Annotated in this window: 24 protein-coding genes and 1 riboswitch; of the genes, 4 read left to right on the forward strand and 20 right to left on the reverse strand. The window is 37.3% G+C overall.

Annotated elements, in window-relative coordinates:
* The first annotated feature begins 140 nt into the window (after positions 1 to 140).
* Positions 141 to 1,124, forward strand: a complete 984-nt coding sequence (locus NSQ69_RS24635; protein ID WP_002034579.1) for a M23 family metallopeptidase — start codon at positions 141 to 143, stop codon at positions 1,122 to 1,124.
* Positions 1,125 to 1,180: 56 nt separating this feature from the next.
* Here the strand turns inward: NSQ69_RS24635 and yunB are convergent, their stop codons facing one another.
* From yunB to NSQ69_RS24650, 3 genes are all read right to left on the reverse strand, one after another.
* Complete coding sequence (gene yunB, locus NSQ69_RS24640) at positions 1,181 to 1,912, reverse strand: sporulation protein YunB (RefSeq protein WP_002129745.1); 732 nt, start codon at positions 1,910 to 1,912, stop codon at positions 1,181 to 1,183.
* A 55-nt stretch (positions 1,913 to 1,967) separates the two neighbouring features.
* A complete protein-coding gene (locus tag NSQ69_RS24645) occupies positions 1,968 to 2,270 on the reverse strand; it encodes a YunC family protein (protein WP_002015926.1) in 303 nt (100 codons plus the stop codon).
* A gap of 65 nt (positions 2,271 to 2,335) precedes the next feature.
* On the reverse strand, positions 2,336 to 3,751 hold the full coding sequence (locus tag NSQ69_RS24650; protein WP_206764595.1) for a bifunctional metallophosphatase/5'-nucleotidase: 1,416 nt from the start codon (positions 3,749 to 3,751) through the stop codon (positions 2,336 to 2,338).
* 347 nt (positions 3,752 to 4,098) lie between these two features.
* Between NSQ69_RS24650 and NSQ69_RS24655 the strand changes: the two genes are divergently transcribed.
* On the forward strand, positions 4,099 to 4,428 hold the full coding sequence (locus tag NSQ69_RS24655; protein WP_078177962.1) for a PadR family transcriptional regulator: 330 nt from the start codon (positions 4,099 to 4,101) through the stop codon (positions 4,426 to 4,428).
* The gene (locus NSQ69_RS24660) at positions 4,428 to 5,174 is read left to right on the forward strand and encodes a VanZ family protein (RefSeq protein WP_078422099.1); all 747 of its coding nucleotides are present in this window, start codon (positions 4,428 to 4,430) and stop codon (positions 5,172 to 5,174) included. The genes NSQ69_RS24655 and NSQ69_RS24660 overlap by 1 nt, the downstream gene beginning before the upstream one ends.
* 78 nt (positions 5,175 to 5,252) lie before the next feature.
* Here the strand turns inward: NSQ69_RS24660 and sufB are convergent, their stop codons facing one another.
* From sufB to NSQ69_RS24740, 16 genes are all read right to left on the reverse strand, one after another.
* The gene (gene sufB, locus NSQ69_RS24665; protein ID WP_050001064.1) at positions 5,253 to 6,650 is read right to left on the reverse strand and encodes a Fe-S cluster assembly protein SufB; all 1,398 of its coding nucleotides are present in this window, start codon (positions 6,648 to 6,650) and stop codon (positions 5,253 to 5,255) included.
* Positions 6,651 to 6,698: 48 nt separating this feature from the next.
* Complete coding sequence (gene sufU / locus NSQ69_RS24670; RefSeq protein WP_002089369.1) at positions 6,699 to 7,130, reverse strand: Fe-S cluster assembly sulfur transfer protein SufU; 432 nt, start codon at positions 7,128 to 7,130, stop codon at positions 6,699 to 6,701.
* Complete coding sequence (gene sufS / locus NSQ69_RS24675) at positions 7,120 to 8,340, reverse strand: cysteine desulfurase SufS (RefSeq protein WP_002015930.1); 1,221 nt, start codon at positions 8,338 to 8,340, stop codon at positions 7,120 to 7,122. The genes sufU and sufS overlap by 11 nt, the downstream gene beginning before the upstream one ends.
* Complete coding sequence (gene sufD / locus NSQ69_RS24680) at positions 8,340 to 9,632, reverse strand: Fe-S cluster assembly protein SufD (protein WP_002129751.1); 1,293 nt, start codon at positions 9,630 to 9,632, stop codon at positions 8,340 to 8,342. The genes sufS and sufD overlap by 1 nt, the downstream gene beginning before the upstream one ends.
* A 15-nt stretch (positions 9,633 to 9,647) precedes the next feature.
* Entirely contained in the window at positions 9,648 to 10,433 is a 786-nt protein-coding gene (gene sufC / locus NSQ69_RS24685; RefSeq protein WP_002034576.1) for a Fe-S cluster assembly ATPase SufC, read from the reverse strand.
* Positions 10,434 to 10,670: 237 nt separating this feature from the next.
* Positions 10,671 to 11,477, reverse strand: coding sequence for a methionine ABC transporter substrate-binding lipoprotein MetQ (gene metQ / locus NSQ69_RS24690; protein WP_003192184.1), 807 nt, complete (start codon positions 11,475 to 11,477; stop codon positions 10,671 to 10,673).
* 71 nt (positions 11,478 to 11,548) lie between these two features.
* Complete coding sequence (gene metQ / locus NSQ69_RS24695; RefSeq protein ID WP_002015935.1) at positions 11,549 to 12,361, reverse strand: methionine ABC transporter substrate-binding lipoprotein MetQ; 813 nt, start codon at positions 12,359 to 12,361, stop codon at positions 11,549 to 11,551.
* Between the two features lie 22 nt (positions 12,362 to 12,383).
* On the reverse strand, positions 12,384 to 13,049 hold the full coding sequence (locus NSQ69_RS24700) for a methionine ABC transporter permease (RefSeq protein ID WP_002129754.1): 666 nt from the start codon (positions 13,047 to 13,049) through the stop codon (positions 12,384 to 12,386).
* The gene (locus NSQ69_RS24705; protein ID WP_341099770.1) at positions 13,042 to 14,067 is read right to left on the reverse strand and encodes a methionine ABC transporter ATP-binding protein; all 1,026 of its coding nucleotides are present in this window, start codon (positions 14,065 to 14,067) and stop codon (positions 13,042 to 13,044) included. The genes NSQ69_RS24700 and NSQ69_RS24705 overlap by 8 nt, the downstream gene beginning before the upstream one ends.
* A gap of 308 nt (positions 14,068 to 14,375) precedes the next feature.
* A riboswitch (SAM riboswitch) is annotated at positions 14,376 to 14,483 on the reverse strand.
* Positions 14,484 to 14,608: 125 nt separating this feature from the next.
* Positions 14,609 to 14,953, reverse strand: coding sequence for a hypothetical protein (locus NSQ69_RS24710; RefSeq protein WP_002015939.1), 345 nt, complete (start codon positions 14,951 to 14,953; stop codon positions 14,609 to 14,611).
* A gap of 152 nt (positions 14,954 to 15,105) precedes the next feature.
* Positions 15,106 to 15,414: a thioredoxin family protein gene (locus NSQ69_RS24715; RefSeq protein ID WP_002015940.1), complete on the reverse strand. Its 309-nt coding sequence runs from the start codon at positions 15,412 to 15,414 to the stop codon at positions 15,106 to 15,108.
* Between the two features lie 3 nt (positions 15,415 to 15,417).
* The gene (locus tag NSQ69_RS24720) at positions 15,418 to 15,762 is read right to left on the reverse strand and encodes a toprim domain-containing protein (RefSeq protein ID WP_000640865.1); all 345 of its coding nucleotides are present in this window, start codon (positions 15,760 to 15,762) and stop codon (positions 15,418 to 15,420) included.
* Between the two features lie 65 nt (positions 15,763 to 15,827).
* Positions 15,828 to 16,034, reverse strand: a complete 207-nt coding sequence (locus NSQ69_RS24725; protein WP_215563733.1) for a hypothetical protein — start codon at positions 16,032 to 16,034, stop codon at positions 15,828 to 15,830.
* A gap of 103 nt (positions 16,035 to 16,137) precedes the next feature.
* Positions 16,138 to 16,521, reverse strand: coding sequence for a glycine cleavage system protein GcvH (gcvH, locus tag NSQ69_RS24730; RefSeq protein WP_000026895.1), 384 nt, complete (start codon positions 16,519 to 16,521; stop codon positions 16,138 to 16,140).
* A 41-nt stretch (positions 16,522 to 16,562) separates the two neighbouring features.
* On the reverse strand, positions 16,563 to 16,928 hold the full coding sequence (locus NSQ69_RS24735) for an arsenate reductase family protein (RefSeq protein WP_002129756.1): 366 nt from the start codon (positions 16,926 to 16,928) through the stop codon (positions 16,563 to 16,565).
* Positions 16,929 to 17,578: 650 nt separating this feature from the next.
* Positions 17,579 to 18,106 (reverse strand): hypothetical protein, encoded by a 528-nt coding sequence (locus tag NSQ69_RS24740; protein ID WP_033730842.1) that lies wholly within the window; start codon positions 18,104 to 18,106, stop codon positions 17,579 to 17,581.
* Between the two features lie 144 nt (positions 18,107 to 18,250).
* Here NSQ69_RS24740 and NSQ69_RS24745 point away from each other — a divergent pair, with 144 nt between their 5' ends.
* Positions 18,251 to 18,898, forward strand: coding sequence for a phosphatase PAP2 family protein (locus NSQ69_RS24745; protein ID WP_197218819.1), 648 nt, complete (start codon positions 18,251 to 18,253; stop codon positions 18,896 to 18,898).
* Between the two features lie 55 nt (positions 18,899 to 18,953).
* Here the strand turns inward: NSQ69_RS24745 and NSQ69_RS24750 are convergent, their stop codons facing one another.
* Positions 18,954 to 19,967, reverse strand: coding sequence for a PTS transporter subunit IIC (locus tag NSQ69_RS24750; RefSeq protein WP_000666164.1), 1,014 nt, complete (start codon positions 19,965 to 19,967; stop codon positions 18,954 to 18,956).

Below are 19,967 nucleotides of genomic sequence, written 5' to 3' on the forward strand. Positions count from 1 at the left end.
CAATGTAACATATCTATTCTAACGTATGAAAGCGATTTGCTCAAATGAAGATTCTAAGATTTTTTCCAATCGTTCCCTATAATGAAATACTCCGTATATCCCACACTAAAAAGAGTGATGTTGTGAAAGGAGTCTATTTCATGCTTCGAAAAATTTCTCTTTTGCTTTCGATTTGCTTTCTTCTCCACCAAAACATCGCTTACGGTGAAGATAATCAGCAAAGCATATATGAAAAGCGCATGGCACTATATAAAGAAACTGAGCAATCTTCCGGTATTCCGTGGTATTACTTAGCCGCAATGGATCAATACGAAAGAAACATACGGAGCGTAAGAAAAGATATTCCGAAAAAACCAGATGCCATCATTTCCCTTTATTTCAAACCTGAAATATGGGCTGGACCTGTTAATAGTAATGATACTCTCCCCCATACAATTTCTCTATTTGGCGGAATGGGTTTAGATGGTGACAAAGATGGATTTGCAAATGCAAATAACGACCGTGATCTTCTGCATACGGCAGCAACCATTTTAAAGAAACAAGGAACGTCGGAAGACCGTATTAACATTATGCTTTGGGAATATTATAGACGTGCAAAAACAGTTGAATTAATTACAGAATACGCCCGAATTTATAAACATTATGGACGCATTAATTTAGAAGGTAATGCTTTCCCTCTCCCGATTCGCAGTGACCATAGCTATCGTAGTACTTTCGGTGCTGGTAGAAGCTTTGGCGGCAGGAGGATTCATGAAGGAACCGATATTTTTGCTGGATATGGCGTACCAGTACGATCAACTTGCTATGGCGTTATTGAAACAAAAGGATGGAATCGTCTTGGTGGATGGCGCATTGGTATTCGTGACCTTCATAATAATTACCACTATTACGCTCATTTAGGCGGGTTCTCTAAAGAAATACAGCTCGGACAAATTGTCGAACCAGGAAAAGTAATCGGATTTGTCGGTAGTACCGGCTACGGTCCTCCTGGTACAGCTGGAAAATTCCCGCCCCACTTACATTTCGGCATGTATAAAGACAATGGCTATACAGAATGGGCTTTCGATCCATACATGCATTTAAGCCTTTGGGAACGAAAAGAACGAGCAAATACAAAACGATAACCGTAGCAAATTGCTACGGTTATTTTTATAAATATAAATCAATAGAACACTACTGACTAATTATCCGTTTTCTTTTTATCTGGTACAACAACTCCCCCGCTTCCGTAATAAGTAGGCACTTCACCTTGGACGATGCGCGTCGCAATCGGAATGTTTTGCTTCACTTTAATTTCTTTCGTGCGTAACGGAATCATAACTTGTAACGTCACTTCCACTTCCATAATAATTTTGATCGCTGTATTATTAATTCCTTGCGGCTCAACTAATTGTTTAATATCCGTATTCACATGACCAATTGGCGTAAAATTAATCGGAATATCTGGTCCTATATTACCAAGAAGCGCATTATCAGTTATGCGTCCAAAAGGAACTGACATAGATACCCCATTCTCTTCAAAAATACCAAGTGCTTTCGTATCCCCTTTTTCTACTTGTTGTAAATATTTTTCTATGTATGCAGTAGTCGATGTTAATATTTCATTTACTTGTTTTGTATTTAAATCAATTGTAGATACTTTCCCGTTCCTATCCGTTTGTACTTTCATTAATGAATCTACATCAAACCCTTCATTAATCCGGTCTTTTACCGCTTTCGTCATAACTGCTGTTGCCATTTTATGAGTCTCTGTTTCCCCATACTTAATTAACGTTGGCTGAATACTTTTATTTACAATCCATAAACCTTGAACTACCATTACGATAAAAATAATAAATGAAATAAGCAGTATATACCGAAAGGAAATCGGTCCCCTTCGAAACCGCGAATTTTTCGAACGAAATATGCCCATCAGAAAACCCTCCTTCTTATATTATTTCTATGCAAGAAAGAGGGATGATATATGCTTATCTCATTTTTAATAGTGCATCTTTTCCGATTGTGCCTACCGGAATACCTAAAGCTTCGGCTCCAGTCGTTACTGATTCCAGCGGTGCTTCAAGAAGTTGTTCAATCGTTCTTACACCAACCGCACGGCCAGCAATAATTCCTCGATCACCTAACTTCTCATTTAGAAGACCTACATCTAAAGCACCGCACATAATATATCCTTTATCGCTCATTACAGCTAGCAAATTTGTCTTTGGAAGTTTTACGCTAACAGCAATGAACGTATAGTTATCAATTATAATTGGCTCTACATTAACCATAGTTCACACTCCTCTCTTTCTTATCTTTATGACAAGAGAAAAATGAGTGTTACAAGTTAACTAGCCTATAGTTTGACTGAAGATGTATAAGTTATCAACATGTCTGTTAGTACATCTCTAAGCAATTCCGGCATATAATATTGTTTGTCAGAAAGTGTGGATAGCTCTGGGTATAAGTATCCGAATGTAAACATATCAATCGTCCCTACCGTATATATCCGGTCTAATTCCAGCGATTCGCCGTTAATCAATACATCTTCTAGTAAAATTTTATTCCCTGGAATCGTATCTGGAATCACTTCCAAACCATCGTAAATCATTTTCCCCATTACTTTTCCACGAAATCCGAATCCTTTCACCTCAAGGTTCTCCATATTCGGACGACGCGCTTTCAAAATAACTTCTCGTAACGTTTTTCCTGGCACTTTTAATAAACATGGATTAATTGGATGTGGACAAATTCTGTGAATATCTCCGCGCGTCACAACACCTTCATTTAATCCCTCAAGAAGTACACCAGCATTCACCATCCCAACATCCGCATTACACCACTCTTTAAGTGCACTTGCCAACATATGAGAAAACGTCGTCTCCTTAAACCAATCAACCGGCAATGATTCTTTTAAATGAACGACAGGCTCAGCCATTATCTGTTTACTTTCTTCCTTTAGCATTTCAATTGTGGATAACGGCTCGCTATAAGCACCTAACCGTTCTGTCTTAATCGCTCTACCGTCTTTTTTCAACAGTCTCTTCGTCTCTTTATCCACAGTAAGCTGAACGTGACCAACGTAATGTCCCCACTTTTCACAACAGCAAAGCAAAGTATTATCCACAAGAACACCGCGCTCAAATAAATGATGCGTATGTGCCCCTAAAATAACATCTATATCATAATGCTCCGCCATATACTCATCCATACTTTTTCCAAGATGAGAAAGCACAACAGTAATATGAGCTGTATCCTTAACTTCTTCTAAAATAGACTCTAAATGGATGATTGGATCTTCAATATGCCAATCTAACATATGATAAAACTCTGGATAAGCTACCGTTAATCCAATAAAGGCAATCGTAATCCCATCTGTCGTTGTATGTAATTTATAAGGCTGCGCCCACGCTGGACGTACACCTTCTTTTTCAAATAAATTCGCTACGAGCACCTCAAACCCAGCATCATCATATAGACGATTCAAATGCTCTTTCGCCAATGTAATTCCTTCATTATTTCCGATCGTTACATAATCATATAACGCCTCATTTAATAATTTTGTATTCCCAAGTCCATTTGTCGCTTCCGAAATACTATGAAAACGATCCACATGATCGCCAATATCCACAGTTAAAACAGTCTCTCCCGCTTCCTGTCTTCGCCTTTTCTCCCCTTGTACAAACCGAGAAATTTGCGGCCAATTTTCAAAATGACTATGTATATCGTTTGTATGATAAAGGTGGATGATTGTTTCTTTATTTATATTCAGAGAAAAAACCTCCTCTCAGTTCCTTACTGCCATTTACGCTATACGTACGCAATAATCCTGTAAATACTTTTCGTCTTTTCTTGCTATTCTACATTGTACTCGCATTATAAGAAAAAGCCAAAGATTGCCCTTTTAATATGGAAAACTTTATTTTTTCTAATCTGTGGATTAGTTGGAGGAGGATTCTTTTTGTAGTCGGTGTTGGGGACCTATTTGTCAGGAAGTTTGTTGGACGGATTGGCGAAGAGCTTTTTGCTGCCTACTAGATGGAGTATTACCCTACACATATACCTTGTAATACGACATATGTCGTGTTACAATCTCATCATAAGGTGGTGAACCATAAAATGGATAAAGAAATATTAAAAGGAAGTATTGATATTTTACTTCTCTCCATCATTAAACAGCACGATACGTACGGATATGAAATTATTCAAAAGCTAAAAGAAAACAGCAATGATTTATACACGATGAGCCAAGGTACACTCTACCCAGCACTCAAACGCTTGGAACAAAAGGATTTCATCAATTCATACTGGGGTGAATCTGAAACTGGTATGAAACGAAAATTTTATCGCATTACTACGAGCGGGAAGAAAATTTTAGAAGAAAAACTAACAGCATGGGATTCAGTTACAACTCTTATTAAAACTTGTCAGAAAGGAGCTTTAAATTAATGACGATTGAAGAATACATAAAGAGTATCGTTCAAAAAACAAGCCTATCGCAATCTGATAGAGACGAACTATACTTTGAAATTTATGATCATCTTACAAGCTTAAAGCAAGAATTTCTCAATCAAGGAAAATCAGAAGAAGAAGCTACTACATTAGCCATCCAAAATTTTGGAGAAGCCTCTACTTTAGGAACTGAAATTGAAAAAGCGATGCAATCTTCCACGCAAAAATATGTACAGTGGATTGGCTGGGGATTATTTTTACCGTATTCTTTTGTTTTATTATTTAAACTGTTGCTCGGAAGGCCAGCCGTTTACTTTGATAGTCTGAAGTACTTCTTTGAAACAGGCGACTGGCACTTTATACACGGCGGATTAATAAACTTAGTTCCGCTCAAAAGTACAATCCGCTATTTAAATGGATTCGATCTAACACATCTACTAGATCCTTATAATATAGACATCGTACTTATGAATACATTAGGAAACGTCATCATATTCATCCCATTCGGATTCCTTCTACCTTTATTATTTAAACAAATAAACAATGTAAAAATGGCATCCAAAATTTTTATTAAGTTTATTTTATTAATCGAATCGTTACAACTCCTTACTTTTAGTGGTATTTTCGATATCGATGACATCATACTGAATATGCTAGGTGCTTTAATTGGATATGGTTCTTTCGTTGGGATGAAACATATTTGGGAGCGTATTAAATCTGTGGATAAGGTGGATACGATTTAGGTTCGGGGTATATACCCATCTCAGCTTATAGAACATAAAAAAGCGCCCTGCACAGCAGGGCGCTTTCACTTTTAAATATTAACCAATAGAACCTTCCATCTCAAACTTGATTAGACGGTTCATTTCAACTGCGTATTCCATTGGAAGTTCGCGAGTGAATGGCTCGATGAAGCCCATTACGATCATTTCTGTAGCTTCTTGCTCAGAAATACCGCGGCTCATTAGGTAGAATAATTGTTCTTCTGATACTTTAGATACTTTCGCTTCGTGCTCAAGTGAAACGTAATCGTTTTTGATTTCGTTGTAAGGAATTGTATCAGATGTAGATTGGTTATCCATGATTAACGTGTCACACTCGATGTTAGAGCGAGAGTTTTTCGCTTTTGGTCCGAATTGTACGATACCACGGTAAGTTACTTTACCACCATGCTTCGCAATCGATTTAGAAACGATTGTTGAAGACGTGTTTGGTGCTAAGTGAATCATTTTCGCACCAGCATCTTGGTGTTGGCCTTTACCAGCAATCGCGATAGATAATGTTAAACCACGAGCGCCTTCGCCTTTTAAGATAACTGCTGGGTATTTCATCGTTAATTTAGATCCGATGTTACCGTCAATCCATTCCATCGTTGCGTTTTCTTCACAAACCGCACGTTTTGTAACTAGGTTGTATACGTTGTTCGCCCAGTTTTGGATTGTTGTATAACGGCAATATGCATCTTTCTTAATGATGATTTCTACTACCGCACTATGAAGTGAGTTAGTCGTGTAAACAGGTGCTGTACAACCTTCTACGTAGTGTACGTGTGCGCCTTCGTCTACGATGATAAGCGTACGCTCGAATTGTCCCATATTTTCAGAGTTAATACGGAAATACGCTTGAAGTGGTGTATCAACTTTAATACCTTTTGGAACGTAGATGAATGATCCACCAGACCAAACTGCAGAGTTTAATGCAGAGAATTTGTTGTCTGTTGGTGGGATTACTTTTCCGAAATGCTCACGGAAAATATCTTCGTTCTCTTTTAATGCGCTATCTGTATCTTTGAAGACGACTCCTAGATTTTCTAGGTCTTCTTTCATGTTGTGGTATACAACTTCAGATTCGTACTGTGCAGATACACCAGCTAAATATTTTTGCTCAGCTTCAGGAATACCTAATTTATCAAATGTCGCTTTAATTTCCTCAGGTACTTCATCCCAAGACTTCTCAGATTTCTCAGATGGTTTTACGTAGTACGTAATTTCATCGAAATCTAAGTCGTTTAAGTCGCCGCCCCATTGTGGCATTGGCATTTCATAGAACTTATCCAGTGATTTTAAACGGAAGTCTAACATCCACTGTGGTTCTTCTTTCATACGTGAAATCTCTTCAACGATTTCTTTTGTTAAACCGCGTCCAGCACGGAAAATCGAAACGTCTTTATCCTTGAAACCATATTTATAATCGCCGATATCTGGCAGTTGCTTCGCCATGTTGGTGTGTCCCTCCTTATATAACCTCGTTTTTAGGAACCTTTAACATTACTTATCTTCGTTTAAGCCCTTTTCTAACGCTTTCCACGCTAATGTTGCACATTTAATACGTGCCGGGAACTTGCATACGCCTTGTAATGCTTCAATATCTCCTAAATCAATGCTGTCATCATACTCTTTTCCTAGCATCATGTCAGAGAAAATTTTAGAAAGCTTAAGGGCCTCTTCAATTTTCTTTCCTTTTACTGCTTGTGTCATCATTGAAGCTGAAGACATTGAAATTGAACATCCTTCGCCTTCAAACTTCGCTTCTTGTACAATACCCTCTTCTACTTTCATCGTAAGTTGAATACGATCGCCGCAAGTTGGATTGTTCAAGTTAACGGTAACACTATCTTCTAACACGCCATGGTTACGAGGATTTTTATAATGATCCATAATAACTTGACGATATAACGTATCTAAATTATTAAATGACATTTGTGAAATACTCCTTTGTCTTGATTAGTGATTCAACAAATGTATCAATTTCTTCTTTTGTATTATATAAATAGAAGCTCGCACGTGCTGTAGAAGAAGCTTTTAGCCACTTCATAAGCGGTTGTGCACAGTGATGTCCTGCGCGAACCGCAATGCCTTCTACATCTAATACAGTTGCTACATCGTGAGGATGTACGTCTTCAATATTAAATGTAACTAGACCAGCGCGATGCTTTGGACCATAAATTGTAACGCCATCTACTTCTGATAGTCTCTCTAAAGCGTATTGCGCTAATTCATGTTCATGCTTTTCAATATTATGAAGACCGATTTCTTCTAGGAAATCAATTGCCGCACCAAGTCCGATTGCATTACCGATAATCGGTGTACCTGCTTCGAACTTCCACGGAAGCTCTTTCCAAGTAGACTCTTGTAAGTCTACGAAATCAATCATTTCACCACCAAATTCAATTGGTTCCATATTGTTTAGCAATTCTTTCTTACCATATAATACGCCGACACCTGTTGGTCCGCACATCTTATGAGCAGATAATGCGTAGAAATCACAGTTTAAATCTTGTACATCCACTTTCATATGAGGTGCACTTTGTGCTCCATCAACGATCATGATTGCACCGTTTTCATGTGCGATTGCTCCGATTTCTTTTACAGGGTTAATCGTTCCAAGTACGTTAGAAACGTGCATGATAGAAACGATTTTTGTATTCGGTGTAACTGTTTGACGAACATCTTCTAAAGAAATTGTACCGTCTAGTTGAAGCGGAAGGTATTTTAAAGTTGCACCAGTTTTCTTCGCAACTTGTTGCCACGGAATGATGTTACTATGGTGCTCCATGTAAGAGATGACGATTTCATCGCCTTCTTTTACATTATCAAGACCATAGCTAGCTGCTACTGTATTTAATGCAGTTGTCGTTCCGCGCGTGAAAATAATCTCTTCCATTGATTTCGCATTAATAAACTTGCGAACTTTCTCACGTGCACCTTCATACGCGTCGGTAGCTTTCGTACCGAGCGTATGAACACCGCGATGCACGTTAGAATTATATTCTTTATAATAACGTTCTAACGTTTCAATGACTTGAATTGGTTTTTGAGAAGTTGCTGCACTATCGAAATAAACAAGTTGTTTGCCGTTCACTTTTTGATCAAGAATTGGAAACTGTTTGCGTATTTCATGAATATTCATTAGCGAACTTTCCTTTCAATTACCTCAACAAGCTGTGCCTTTACTCCTTCAATTGGAAGCTCATTTACTACAGGTGCTAAGAATCCATGGATGACTAAACGTTCTGCTTCGCGTTTTGGAATCCCACGGCTCATCAAGTAGTATAATTGGTATGGATCTACGCGGCCTACTGAAGCTGCGTGACCTGCCATTACATCATCTTCGTCGATTAAAAGAATTGGGTTTGCATCACCGCGAGCTTTCTCATCTAACATAAGAACGCGAGAAGATTGTTGTGCATTTGATTTAGATGCACCGTGTTCAATCTTACCAATTCCGTTAAAGATAGATGTTGCACTATCTTTTTGTACACCGTGTTTTAAAATCCAACCTTCAGAGTGTTTACCGAAGTGAACAACTTTAGTTGTAAAGTTTTGTGTTTGGTTACCACGACCAATTGTTACTGTTTTTGTATCAGCATATGATCCGTCGCCCATTAAGTTCGTAACGTTCTCTGAGATTGTATTTCCGTCATTCATAAGGCCTAAAGCCCAATCAATGCGGCCGTCGCGTCCAACAATTCCACGGCGGTTAACGTAAGTTGTTACGTCTTTTGCTAATAGATCAACCGCACCGAATTTCACTTGTGCGCCTTGTTCCACGATTACTTCTGCTACGATATTTGCAATACCTTTAGCATTTTCATTTGCAACGTAGTTTTCTACATATGTTACAGTACTGTTCGCATCAGCTACGAATAATACGTGGTTATATACGTTAGCTTCTTCGCCGTCTACTAAGAATACAGCTTGAAGTGGAGTTTCAAGAACAACGTTTTTCGGAACATATACGAATGCACCGCCGTTGATTAATGCAGCATGAAGTGCAGTTAGACGATGCTCGTCTACTTTCACGCCGTCTTTCATTAAGTACTTTTGTACTAATTCAGCATGCTCTGTTGCAGCTGTTACGATGTCTGTAAAAATAACACCTTTTTCTTTTGCTTCGTCTGCTAAAGAAACGAAAGCAGTTGTACCAGTACGTTGTACTAATACGCTGTTATTTTCATCGATTAAGTTTTTCACTGCTTCTGGAAGCTCTGTTAAAGAACTTACAGGCTCTTGCTTAGCAGCGTCGCCTTTTCCGATAAAGTCCCATTTTTCAATTTTCGTTTTATCAGGCGTTGGCATTGGAAGTTCAGTTGCTTGTGCAAGAGCTTGTAAGCGGAACTCAGTCAACCAAGCAGCTTCGTTTACTTCGCTTGCGCGCTGACGGATTGTTTCTTGATCGAAAGGTAATGTACCGATTGTCATGTTTATGCTCCTCTCTTACGCTTCTTGCTCTGCTGTTTCGTCTTCAATACCTAATTCTTTTTTAATCCAGTCGTAACCTTCAGCTTCTAGACGTTGTGCAAGCTCAGGGCCACCAGATTTAACGATACGACCGTTCATCATAACGTGAACGAAGTCTGGAGTGATGTAGTTTAATAAACGTTGGTAATGCGTAATCATTAGGCAGCCGAACTCTTCGCCGCGCATTTGGTTAATACCTTTAGATACAACTTTTAATGCATCGATATCAAGACCTGAGTCGATTTCATCTAAGATTGCGATTTTTGGCTCAATCATCATTAATTGAAGAATTTCGTTACGTTTTTTCTCTCCACCAGAGAAACCTTCGTTTAAGTAACGTTGTGCCATTTCTGGATCCATTTCTAGGAATTCCATGTTTTTATCTAAAGTACGGATAAATTTCATAAGAGAAATTTCATCGCCTTCTTCACGACGTGCATTAATTGCAGAACGTAAGAAGTCCGCGTTTGTTACTCCGCTAATTTCACTTGGATATTGCATTGCTAAGAATAGACCTGCTAGCGCACGCTCATCTACTTCCATTTCTAATACATCTTCACCGTCGATGATGATGCTACCTTCTGTTACTTCATACTTTGGGTGACCCATAATCGCAGAAGATAAAGTTGATTTACCTGTTCCGTTAGGTCCCATAATTGCGTGGATTTCTCCACCTTTTACTTCAAGGTTTACACCTTTTAAAATTTCTTTGCCATCGATTGATACGTGTAAGTCTTTAACCGTTAATGTAGAACCAGCCATCTCAATACCTCCATTAATCCTCTATATACATTTTAAAAATTACTAAAACGTTCATATTCTCATTTTATTCTCATTCTAATCTTATATCAAATAAAATGATATCGCAAACACTAAGAAAATGTAACAATTTTTTCACAAATGTATATAAGTATTTCCTTTACATCCTCTTATGATACACCTTTCTTCTTATATATATAAAGAAAAAAGGACTGGGTTATTCCCAGTCCTTCCCAGCACCTATTCATTTACTGGAAGTACAGCACCTTTATATTCTTTATTGATAAAGTCTTGAATTTCTTTTGAATGCAATACGTCTACTAACTCTTTAATTTCTTTTTTCTTCTCGTCACCTTTACGAACTGCGATAATATTTGCATAAGGAGAGTCTGATCCTTCAATTGCAATTGCATCCTTTGTTGGATTTAATTTCGCATCAATTGCGTAGTTTGAATTAATAAATAAAGCATCACCTTCATTGTTTTCGTACAGCTTCGGTGAAAGTCCAGGTTCTACATCTGTTTTAAACTTTAAATTTTTCGGATTTTCTACAACATCTTTTACTGTTGCTTTAACAACATCTACACCGTCTTTTAATTTAATAGCGCCGCCTTTTTGTAACAATGCGAGCATACGGCCACGCTCCGCTACGTTATTACTCATAATAACTGTTCCGCCATCTGGAAGTTCTTTTAAGCTTTTATATTTCTTAGAATAAATGCCCATTGGCTCTAAATGAATTTTTCCTGCATTTACAATTTTGTATCCTTTTTCTTGAATCTCTTTATCTAAATAAGGGATATGTTGAAAATAATTTGCATCGATTTCTTTATCAGCTAATGCCTTATTTGGTAAAACATAATCCTGGAATTTTTTTATCTCTAACTTAATGCCCTTTTTCTCTAATATTGGCTGTGCCTTTTCTAAAATAACAGCGTGCGGTATATTAGAAGCGCCAACGACAAGCTTATTCTCATCTTTCCCCCCGCAAGCAGCTAATGTAAATACAGACAGTGCTGTAACAACTGACAATAGAATCTTTTTCATATGATGTCCCCTTCTCCCCTATAGTTATGTAGTAAAAAAAGGACCGGCATACACCAGCCCTTTTTCCACAATTATTCTTTTACAGGAACAACTGCCCCTTTATATTCTTTAGTAATAAAGTCTTCAATTTCTTTAGAATGCAGTACTTCTATAAGAGCTTTAATCTCTTTTTTATCTTTATCGCCTTTACGAACAGCTACTACGTTTGCGTATGGAGAATCATTTCCTTCAATTGCAATCGCGTCTTTTTCTGGGTTTAATTTCGCATCAATTGCATAGTTAGAATTAATTAGAACCGCATCGCCTTCTTTATTGTTATACACTTGTGGCAATAAACCAGGCTCGATATCTGTTTTGAACTTTAAGTTTTTCGGATTATCCGCAATATCTTTTGGAGTTGCTTTAACTGGCTCTACTCCGTCTTTAATTTTTAAAATGCCTTCTTTTTGTAAAATTGCTAAACCACGACCATGATCAGTAACAGAATTACTCATAATAATTGTCGCCCCGTTTGGAAGTTCTTTTAAGCTCTTATATTTTTGAGAATACACACCAATCGGTTCTAAATGAATTTTTCCTGCTATTTCAAAATCATATTTCTTATCTTTAATCTCTTTTTCTAAATACGGAATGTGCTGGAAGTAGTTTGCATCTAATTCCTTATCCGCTAACGATTTATTTGGTAATACGTAGTCTTGGAATTTTTTAATTTCTAGCTCAATTCCTTTTTTCTCAAGTAACGGTTTTGCCTTTTCTAAAATTTCAGCGTGCGGTACGTTAGAAGCACCAACAACAAGTTTCTTTTCATCTTTATCTTTCCCGCCGCAAGCAGCTAACCCAAAAATTGAAGTTGAAATAAGTGCTGTAAGTAATAATTTTTTCATTTGAAATATCCCCCTGTTTTCATTATCTTTTATCTATTCGAGTCGTTAAACTATCACCAATCCACTGAATTAAAAATACAACGAGTAATACACAAATTGTCGCAACGATTGTTACATCGTTATTTCCACGCTGGAATCCCTCTAAGTAAGCAAGTGTTCCAAGACCACCAGCACCAACAACACCTGCCATTGCTGTATAGCCTACTAAAGCAATAGTCGTAACCGTAATACCAGATACTAACGCTGGTAACGATTCTGGAATTAACACCTTCAAAATAATTGTGCTTGTTTTTGCTCCCATCGCTTTTGAAGCTTCAATTACACCTTTATCAATCTCACGAAGCGCGATTTCAACCATTCTCGCGTAAAATGGTGCCGCTCCAATAATTAAAGCTGGCAGCGCTGCACTCGCTCCGAGTATTGTTCCAAGAAGAATCTTTGTGAACGGGATTAATAAAATAATTAAAATGATGAACGGTATAGAACGGAAAATGTTTACGAACGCTCCAATCACCGTATTAATCGCTTTATTTTCCCATAAATTATCTTTCGCTGTCATAAAGAGTAATAGTCCTAAAATAAGTCCTAAAACAAATGTGGCAAGTGCTGCGATTGCCGTCATATATAACGTTTCACCAGTTGCTTCTAACATTTGATTCCAATCAATATTTGCGATTAACTTATCCATGTGCAATCACCTCCAGCTCTACTTGATCTTGATGAATCCCTTCTATTGCTTGCTGGATCGCTGTTTCTTCACCATTTAAATGAACGACTAAACTTCCGTAAGAGCCGTTATTCGTTTGCGCGATATTTCCTTGCAAAATGCTAACTTCTATATCACCGCGCTGCATTAACCTTTGAAGTACCGGTCTTTCTACCGCTTCACCGACAAACTGCAAACGAATTACTTTTCCAGCTGGATACTTTTCTATTAAACTTTCAATCGTTTCATTCGTATCTTCAGAATCAGTTAACTGCTGTACAAATCGTTTTGTAATGTCTTGCTGTGGATTACGGAATACGTCAAGTACTGGACCCGTTTCTACGATCTTCCCTTTCTCCATTACAGCAACTCGATTACAAATTTTGCGAATAACGTGCATCTCATGCGTAATCAATACAATTGTTAAGCCGAGACGCTTATTAATATCTAACAATAAATCTAAAATTTGATCTGTCGTTTCCGGATCAAGAGCTGACGTTGCTTCATCACATAAAAGTACTTGTGGATTATTTGCTAACGCTCTTGCAATCCCGACGCGCTGCTTTTGTCCACCACTTAGCTGAGATGGGTACGCGTCTCCTCTTCCTTCTAATCCAACAAGATGAATTAACTCATCGACACGTTTTCTTCTCTCCGCCTTATCGACACCTGCAATTTCAAGTGGGAATGCGATATTTTCACGCACAGTTCGTGACCAAAGTAAGTTAAAATGCTGAAAAATCATTCCGATTTCTTGTCTTGCCTTACGAAGTTCATTTCCAGTAATCGCTGAAATCACACGATTCGCAATTGTAATTTGGCCAGAAGTTGGTTTCTCTAACTGATTAAACAATCTGATTAACGAACTTTTCCCAGCGCCACTATATCCAATAACACCAAATATTTCACCCTTATCTACTTTTAAGTTGGCGTTATCTACAGCAGTGACATCACCGCTTTTTGCCTTATATATTTTCTTTACATTTTCTAATAAAATCATGATGTTCACCCCTTTTTTAAATAAAAAGCGCAAGCGGCTCGCTTAGAACAAGAGGGCGTTGGAATCCCAGACGTAGAGGCGCTTTTTGCCTCATAGGAAGGGATGAAACGACCGACTGTTCTAGCCGCTGGAGCTAGATTTCATAAAACTTTGGATAGACTCCGCATTTTTTTATTTTTCATGCGTGTAGTCCATCATTATAGCTCCTCTTATTATTTGAATGTCCTCCGCATTCAAACAACAAAAAACCTTTCCACTTCTAGAGAAGCAGAAAGGTTTATATGCGTATATAACAACATTATCCCTCTCTCTCATCTCTCAAAGCATTTGCTTTGCAGGAATTGGCACCATTTCAACATAAGTTGACGGTTGCCGGGCTTCACAGGGCACAGTCCCTCCACCTCTCTTAATAAGAGAAATCAGATTAAATTTTCGTCTGATTTAAAATTTATGAAATTGTCTATATTTTATGAATTGAATTGTATCAATATCCACACGCTCTGTCAACAGAAATTTTCGTAAAAAAAGAAACTTCAGAATTTTAAGCTCCGACTGACATCGGTTTACATATATGAAACATCGATTCAACTAATAACATCGTTCGATACGTTCCAGAATATTGTACCCGTCCATCACTCATTAACTTTTGCAACCTCATATTTCCAGTCACTAACTTTTGTACATCCTCTTCCTCTAAACAAACGATTTGTTCCGTTCCTCTCGCCTCTTTCAAAAGTTCTATATAATCTCTTGAAATTTGTAACGAACAGCATTCATCTCCAAAACGAAAATTAACAGTTCTTTCTCCTTGCCTTAAAAGCGGTTCTAAATGATATTGACCATTAGCGTAATTTACAAATGATTGAAGCAAAGAATATAATTTCATCCTAAACCACATCCCTCATATCACTTTCTATTACATACCATTCCCTCTTATTAAAGGGCAATCCTGTTATTTTCGCTCGACAAATACTGTATCTATCACGCATGTCGACATATTTCCCAAGAAATATGTCGAGGCGGCAAAAACTTTGCCGCCTACTTTAATTCCGTATATAAATATTCAACCGAATGAAATGCATATATTTTCTTCATCAGTGTCCCATTTTCAAAAATAAGTAAACACGGTACACTTTCTATCCCATACTCTTTCGCTAAATGCGGGGCATAATTTAAATCTAACATTCCAATTTTCAAATCTTCAATCGTCATCTCAACGACCGTTAACATCTTCTTTGCCAATTGGCATGTTCCACACATTGGTGTATACACATATAACACTGTTTTTTCTTCATTTCCTATTAGGGCTGTAGCTTCGGCACCTGTCCAATCAATCACTTCTATCATTCCTTACCGTAAATATTCTGTATAAACGTCAATGTCTGCTCCCCATAATACATTTGCTAAATGTGAAGAAGGTGCAGTCGCCACCTCGCGATACGAGCGATCAATATAAATATGCTCTGCTTGCGGAAATTCTTTTCGGAATTGTTTCCTTAACTTTTCTCCTGCATCATCAGCATCCACTAGCACATATACGTCCTTATCAAAAAATTGATCAATGAGCTCATCCATTTTCGACAAACCAATTGTACCATTTGTACAAACAATTTCCACTGGTTCACGAATAATAGATTCAATCTTTCTTCTATCCGATTTACCTTCTACAATAATGACTTTTTCCACATAAATCATATGTCATCACCCGATCACCATATACTATACAACCTTTAACTTAGTATATAGTATATTCGTTATTTTCATGTTGTTTCCTGTTTATTTTTGCAAAAGAAAAGCGCAAGCGGCTCGCTCAGATTGTGAGGGGGATGGAGCTTCTGACGTAAAGGCGCTTTTTGCCTTGTAGGAAGAAGCGAAGCCACCGAACAATCTAGCCGCTGGAGCTGGATCATAACGAAAAGCTCAAGCGGCTTGCTCAGCATGAAGCCTACATGAAAAAAGTTTTTCAAAAACGTTCTCCTACATAATAATTAATATATATGTTTTTAAATTCATTATGTACACAACATAAAAAAGGACAGCACAAAGGCTGTCCTTTTTCTTCGACTATAATTAGTCTTGGTTTGTCATTTCTGCATATTTTTCTGCAGTTAATAACTTCTCAACTTGGCTTGCATCAGAAAGTTCAACTTTAACCATCCATGCACCCTCGTATGGAGATTCGTTAACTAGTTCTGGTTGGTCACTTAATTCTTCGTTTACTGCTACAACTTTACCACTTACAGGTGCGTATAATTCAGAAACTGTTTTAACAGATTCTACGCTTCCGAATGGCTCGTCAGCTTGGATTGTTGCACCTACTTCAGGAAGTTCAACGAATACGATATCGCCTAACTCACCTTGCGCAAAATGAGTAATACCGATAACAACCGCATTACCTTCTGTTTTTACCCATTCGTGTTCTTCAGAGTAACGTAAATTATTTGGAATGCTCATGACTGTACCTCCAGTGAATGTATTAATTATGTAAAAATACCTTATTGGTACTTTTTCCACACACTTTCAAACTGCTCTTCGTTAAAACCAAGTGTTACACTCGTTCCATCTGTTACAATTGGACGTTTAATCAACATGCCATCAGATGCTAAAAGCTCATACATTTCGTCTTCGCTTGCATCCTTTAACTTATCTTTTAAACCAAGTTCGCGGTAACGCATTCCACTTGTATTAAAGAATTTTTTTAATGGTAATTCACTTTTCTCATGTAAATTACGTAAATCTTCTTTTGACGGTGGATTTTCAACAATATGAATCATCTCATATGCTACATCGTTTGCCTCAAACCATTTCTTTGCTTTTTGACATGTGCCACATTTTGGATATGAATAAAATGTTACTGTCATAAATTCACCTACTTTTTTACTAACCTTTACCTTTATCATATAGAAAACATTTTATTATTTCAAACGATTATTCGCTAAACTTTTACTTATTTCGTGATAATTTTTAATAATCCTGCTAATTTTTCTTATTTTTCCGCCATTTATTAAGAAAAAATAAATATATAATTTTTTAAAAATTTTTTCTCATCCCACGCCGAACATATATCTTAAACAAACGTTTGATTAATTTCATATTTTTCTACCTCAACCTTCGGAATACGTAGATTCTTTTATACCGAACATATACCTTAAACAAACGTTTGATTAATTTCATGTTTTTCTACCCCAACCTTTGGAATACATGAATTCTTCCATACCGAACATACCTCTTAAACAAACGTTTGATTAATTTCATGTTTTTCTATATCACCTTTGGAATACATGATTTTCTATACCGAACATATATCTTAAACAAACGTTTATCACGCTATTTGCGGGCAGTAAGACTCCCACCTCGAAATTCGGCAAATGCGAGGAAGTTAGGTGGGAGATAACTGCCCGTAAAAGCCTGATTGGTGCGGGCTAATAATCAGTGGGGGGATGGACACCCCCCCACTGATTAAAGTTTCACTTTATTTAAAAAATAAGAAGTCCTTTTACAGGCTCCTTCATCATCGACTTAAATAGTCCGAAATGGTTTGAAATACTACTATATACATATTATGAATACTTTCTTCTGTATTTCCACCATTCGATAAACCTACTCCCCATTGTTGCCCTTCGCCACTTCCAATATTTGCAAAACCTTGCGCATACATAGCATTTACATCTTTTGGTGCACTGTTATACTCTATATTTTTTGTAATAAAAGTCGAATATGATTTATCTTGTAAGCCAATAAAAAACACTGGTTTCTTTAACGATAAAAATAAATCTTTATACTGCTCTTTCGAAGCTTCTTGAAAGTGCTCTTTCATTATTAGAAAACCATCTACTGCTCCAGATTCCTTTTTCAGTTCTTCTAACTTCACTTTTTCAAACTTTATATTTCTAAATGTATCTTTCGGCTTTTCACCAACAACTCCAATGACGAGTGCTCTCCCGTTATATTCTAAATTCTCTCCTTCTTTATCCTTTGCACACCCAGTACTCACTAGGCATAACAATATAAAAACTAAGAAATACAGTGAACGCTTCATATAGCACCCTCCCCCTCTTTTAAGTCAAGTGACAAAAATGTAAGGTGAATTCAAGAAAATGTAAGTAAAATCGATAGCCCAATTGGATTTTCTATATTATAATCAATTGAATTTATTTACATTACTAAAACATAGGAGATTATCATGAAGAAATTTAAACTTTCATCTCTTCTTCCGTTAAGTTATATACTTCTACTCGTACTCGTAAGTCCCCTTTACGACGTATTAAATAAATCTACTGTTCACGCAGTAGATGTCACAACTGTAGTAGATGATTGGATTCCATTTGTGAAAGCATTTATTATTCCTTACTTACTTTGGTTTCCATACTTATACGGTGCACTTATTTATTACTGTTTTGCTGATCGAAAGCAATATTATGTCACTTTAAGTAGTGTAATTCTTGGAAAACTTGCTTGTTTTTCGATTTACTTTTTTTGGCAGACAACTGTACCACGCCCAACCGTCGTTGGAACAGATGTATTTTCCGAACTAGTCCGCTATATTTATAGTATTGATCAACCAGTAAACTGTTTCCCAAGCATTCATGTCCTTACGACATTTGTAATTATGTTAGCTGCCTTTAAGCGTAGAGAACAGCATACTTTGGAATATTACATCCTTACTTTCTTCGGTACGCTTATTATTTTATCAACATTATTTACGAAGCAGCATGCATTTGTAGACGCCATTTCTGGAATGACGCTTGCAAGCGTACTTTACTTCGGCGTTCAGTTGTTATTAGCAAAAGAAACAGTGACAGTTCCAGTAAAACAAAATCATAAAATGTAAAAAAGCAGACTGTGGCTTCAGTCTGCTTTTATCTATTATTAAGGAGATTTTCAAATTAAGATTGTGGTACAGTCATGTCACCAGAATGAATACGACCTGCTTTTTTAAGAGCAATGTACAGTATATAAGAAACAGCTACTGGAATGATGATATAAGTGATTACCATCGCTGGGACAACTTCCCACCCTTGGCTGGAAATTAAATTAATTGGTGCGATAAGAGAGCTTAATCCAAGACCTGCAATTTCTTTTCCTGCTTCCAGTTGGAAAATTAGTGCCGATACTGGGCCAACTATTGCACTGGCGACGACAGTTGGGACGAGAATCATTGGATTTTTAGTAATGTTCGGTAACTGCACTTTTGGAGTACAAAGTGCCTGAGCTAATATGCCACCTAAATTATTTTCTTTCGCTGAAATAACAGAGAATCCGATAAATTGAGCAACACATCCTGCAAGTGCTGCACCACCTGCAACACCGTCTAAGCTAAGCGCTATCGCTAACGCAGCTGATGAAGCTGGAGAGATAAGTAACAGTCCCCAAACTACAGCAATCACGATAGAAGCGACGAACGGGCTACCAGCTGAACTATCTTTAATGAATGCTCCAACTGCATTTAAAACTGGGCTAATATTTTGAGCTAACCAAATACCGACTAAACCAGAACCTAATATTGCTGCAAATGGAACGAGCATCATATCTAAAGCAGTTTTTCCGCTTAATCGTTTACCAATATAAACTGCTAAAGTCGCTGTTAATAATGCACCGATTGGTTCACCTGTTTTAATGATGAGACCAGCTTCAGTAATTGAAATGGAACCTGCTCCAATTGCTCCAGCTACCATCGCTGAGAAAATTACGAGTCCGTTTGCACCGAGCATAAAGGCAATCCCGGCTCCAATTGCTGGTGCCATAAGTGATTTTGCAACGACTCCGATTGTAATAAGTAATGGTATATCAACAATTCTTCCTATATTTTCGATCAGTAAACCAATTCCAAGGGATACGAAAATACCCTGTGCGATTCCGGCAGAAGCTTTAAACACACGAGACATTATATATTCCTTCAT

This window comes from Bacillus sp. FSL R10-2201, assembly GCF_038008665.1.
Lineage (GTDB): Bacteria > Bacillota > Bacilli > Bacillales > Bacillaceae_G > Bacillus_A > Bacillus_A mycoides.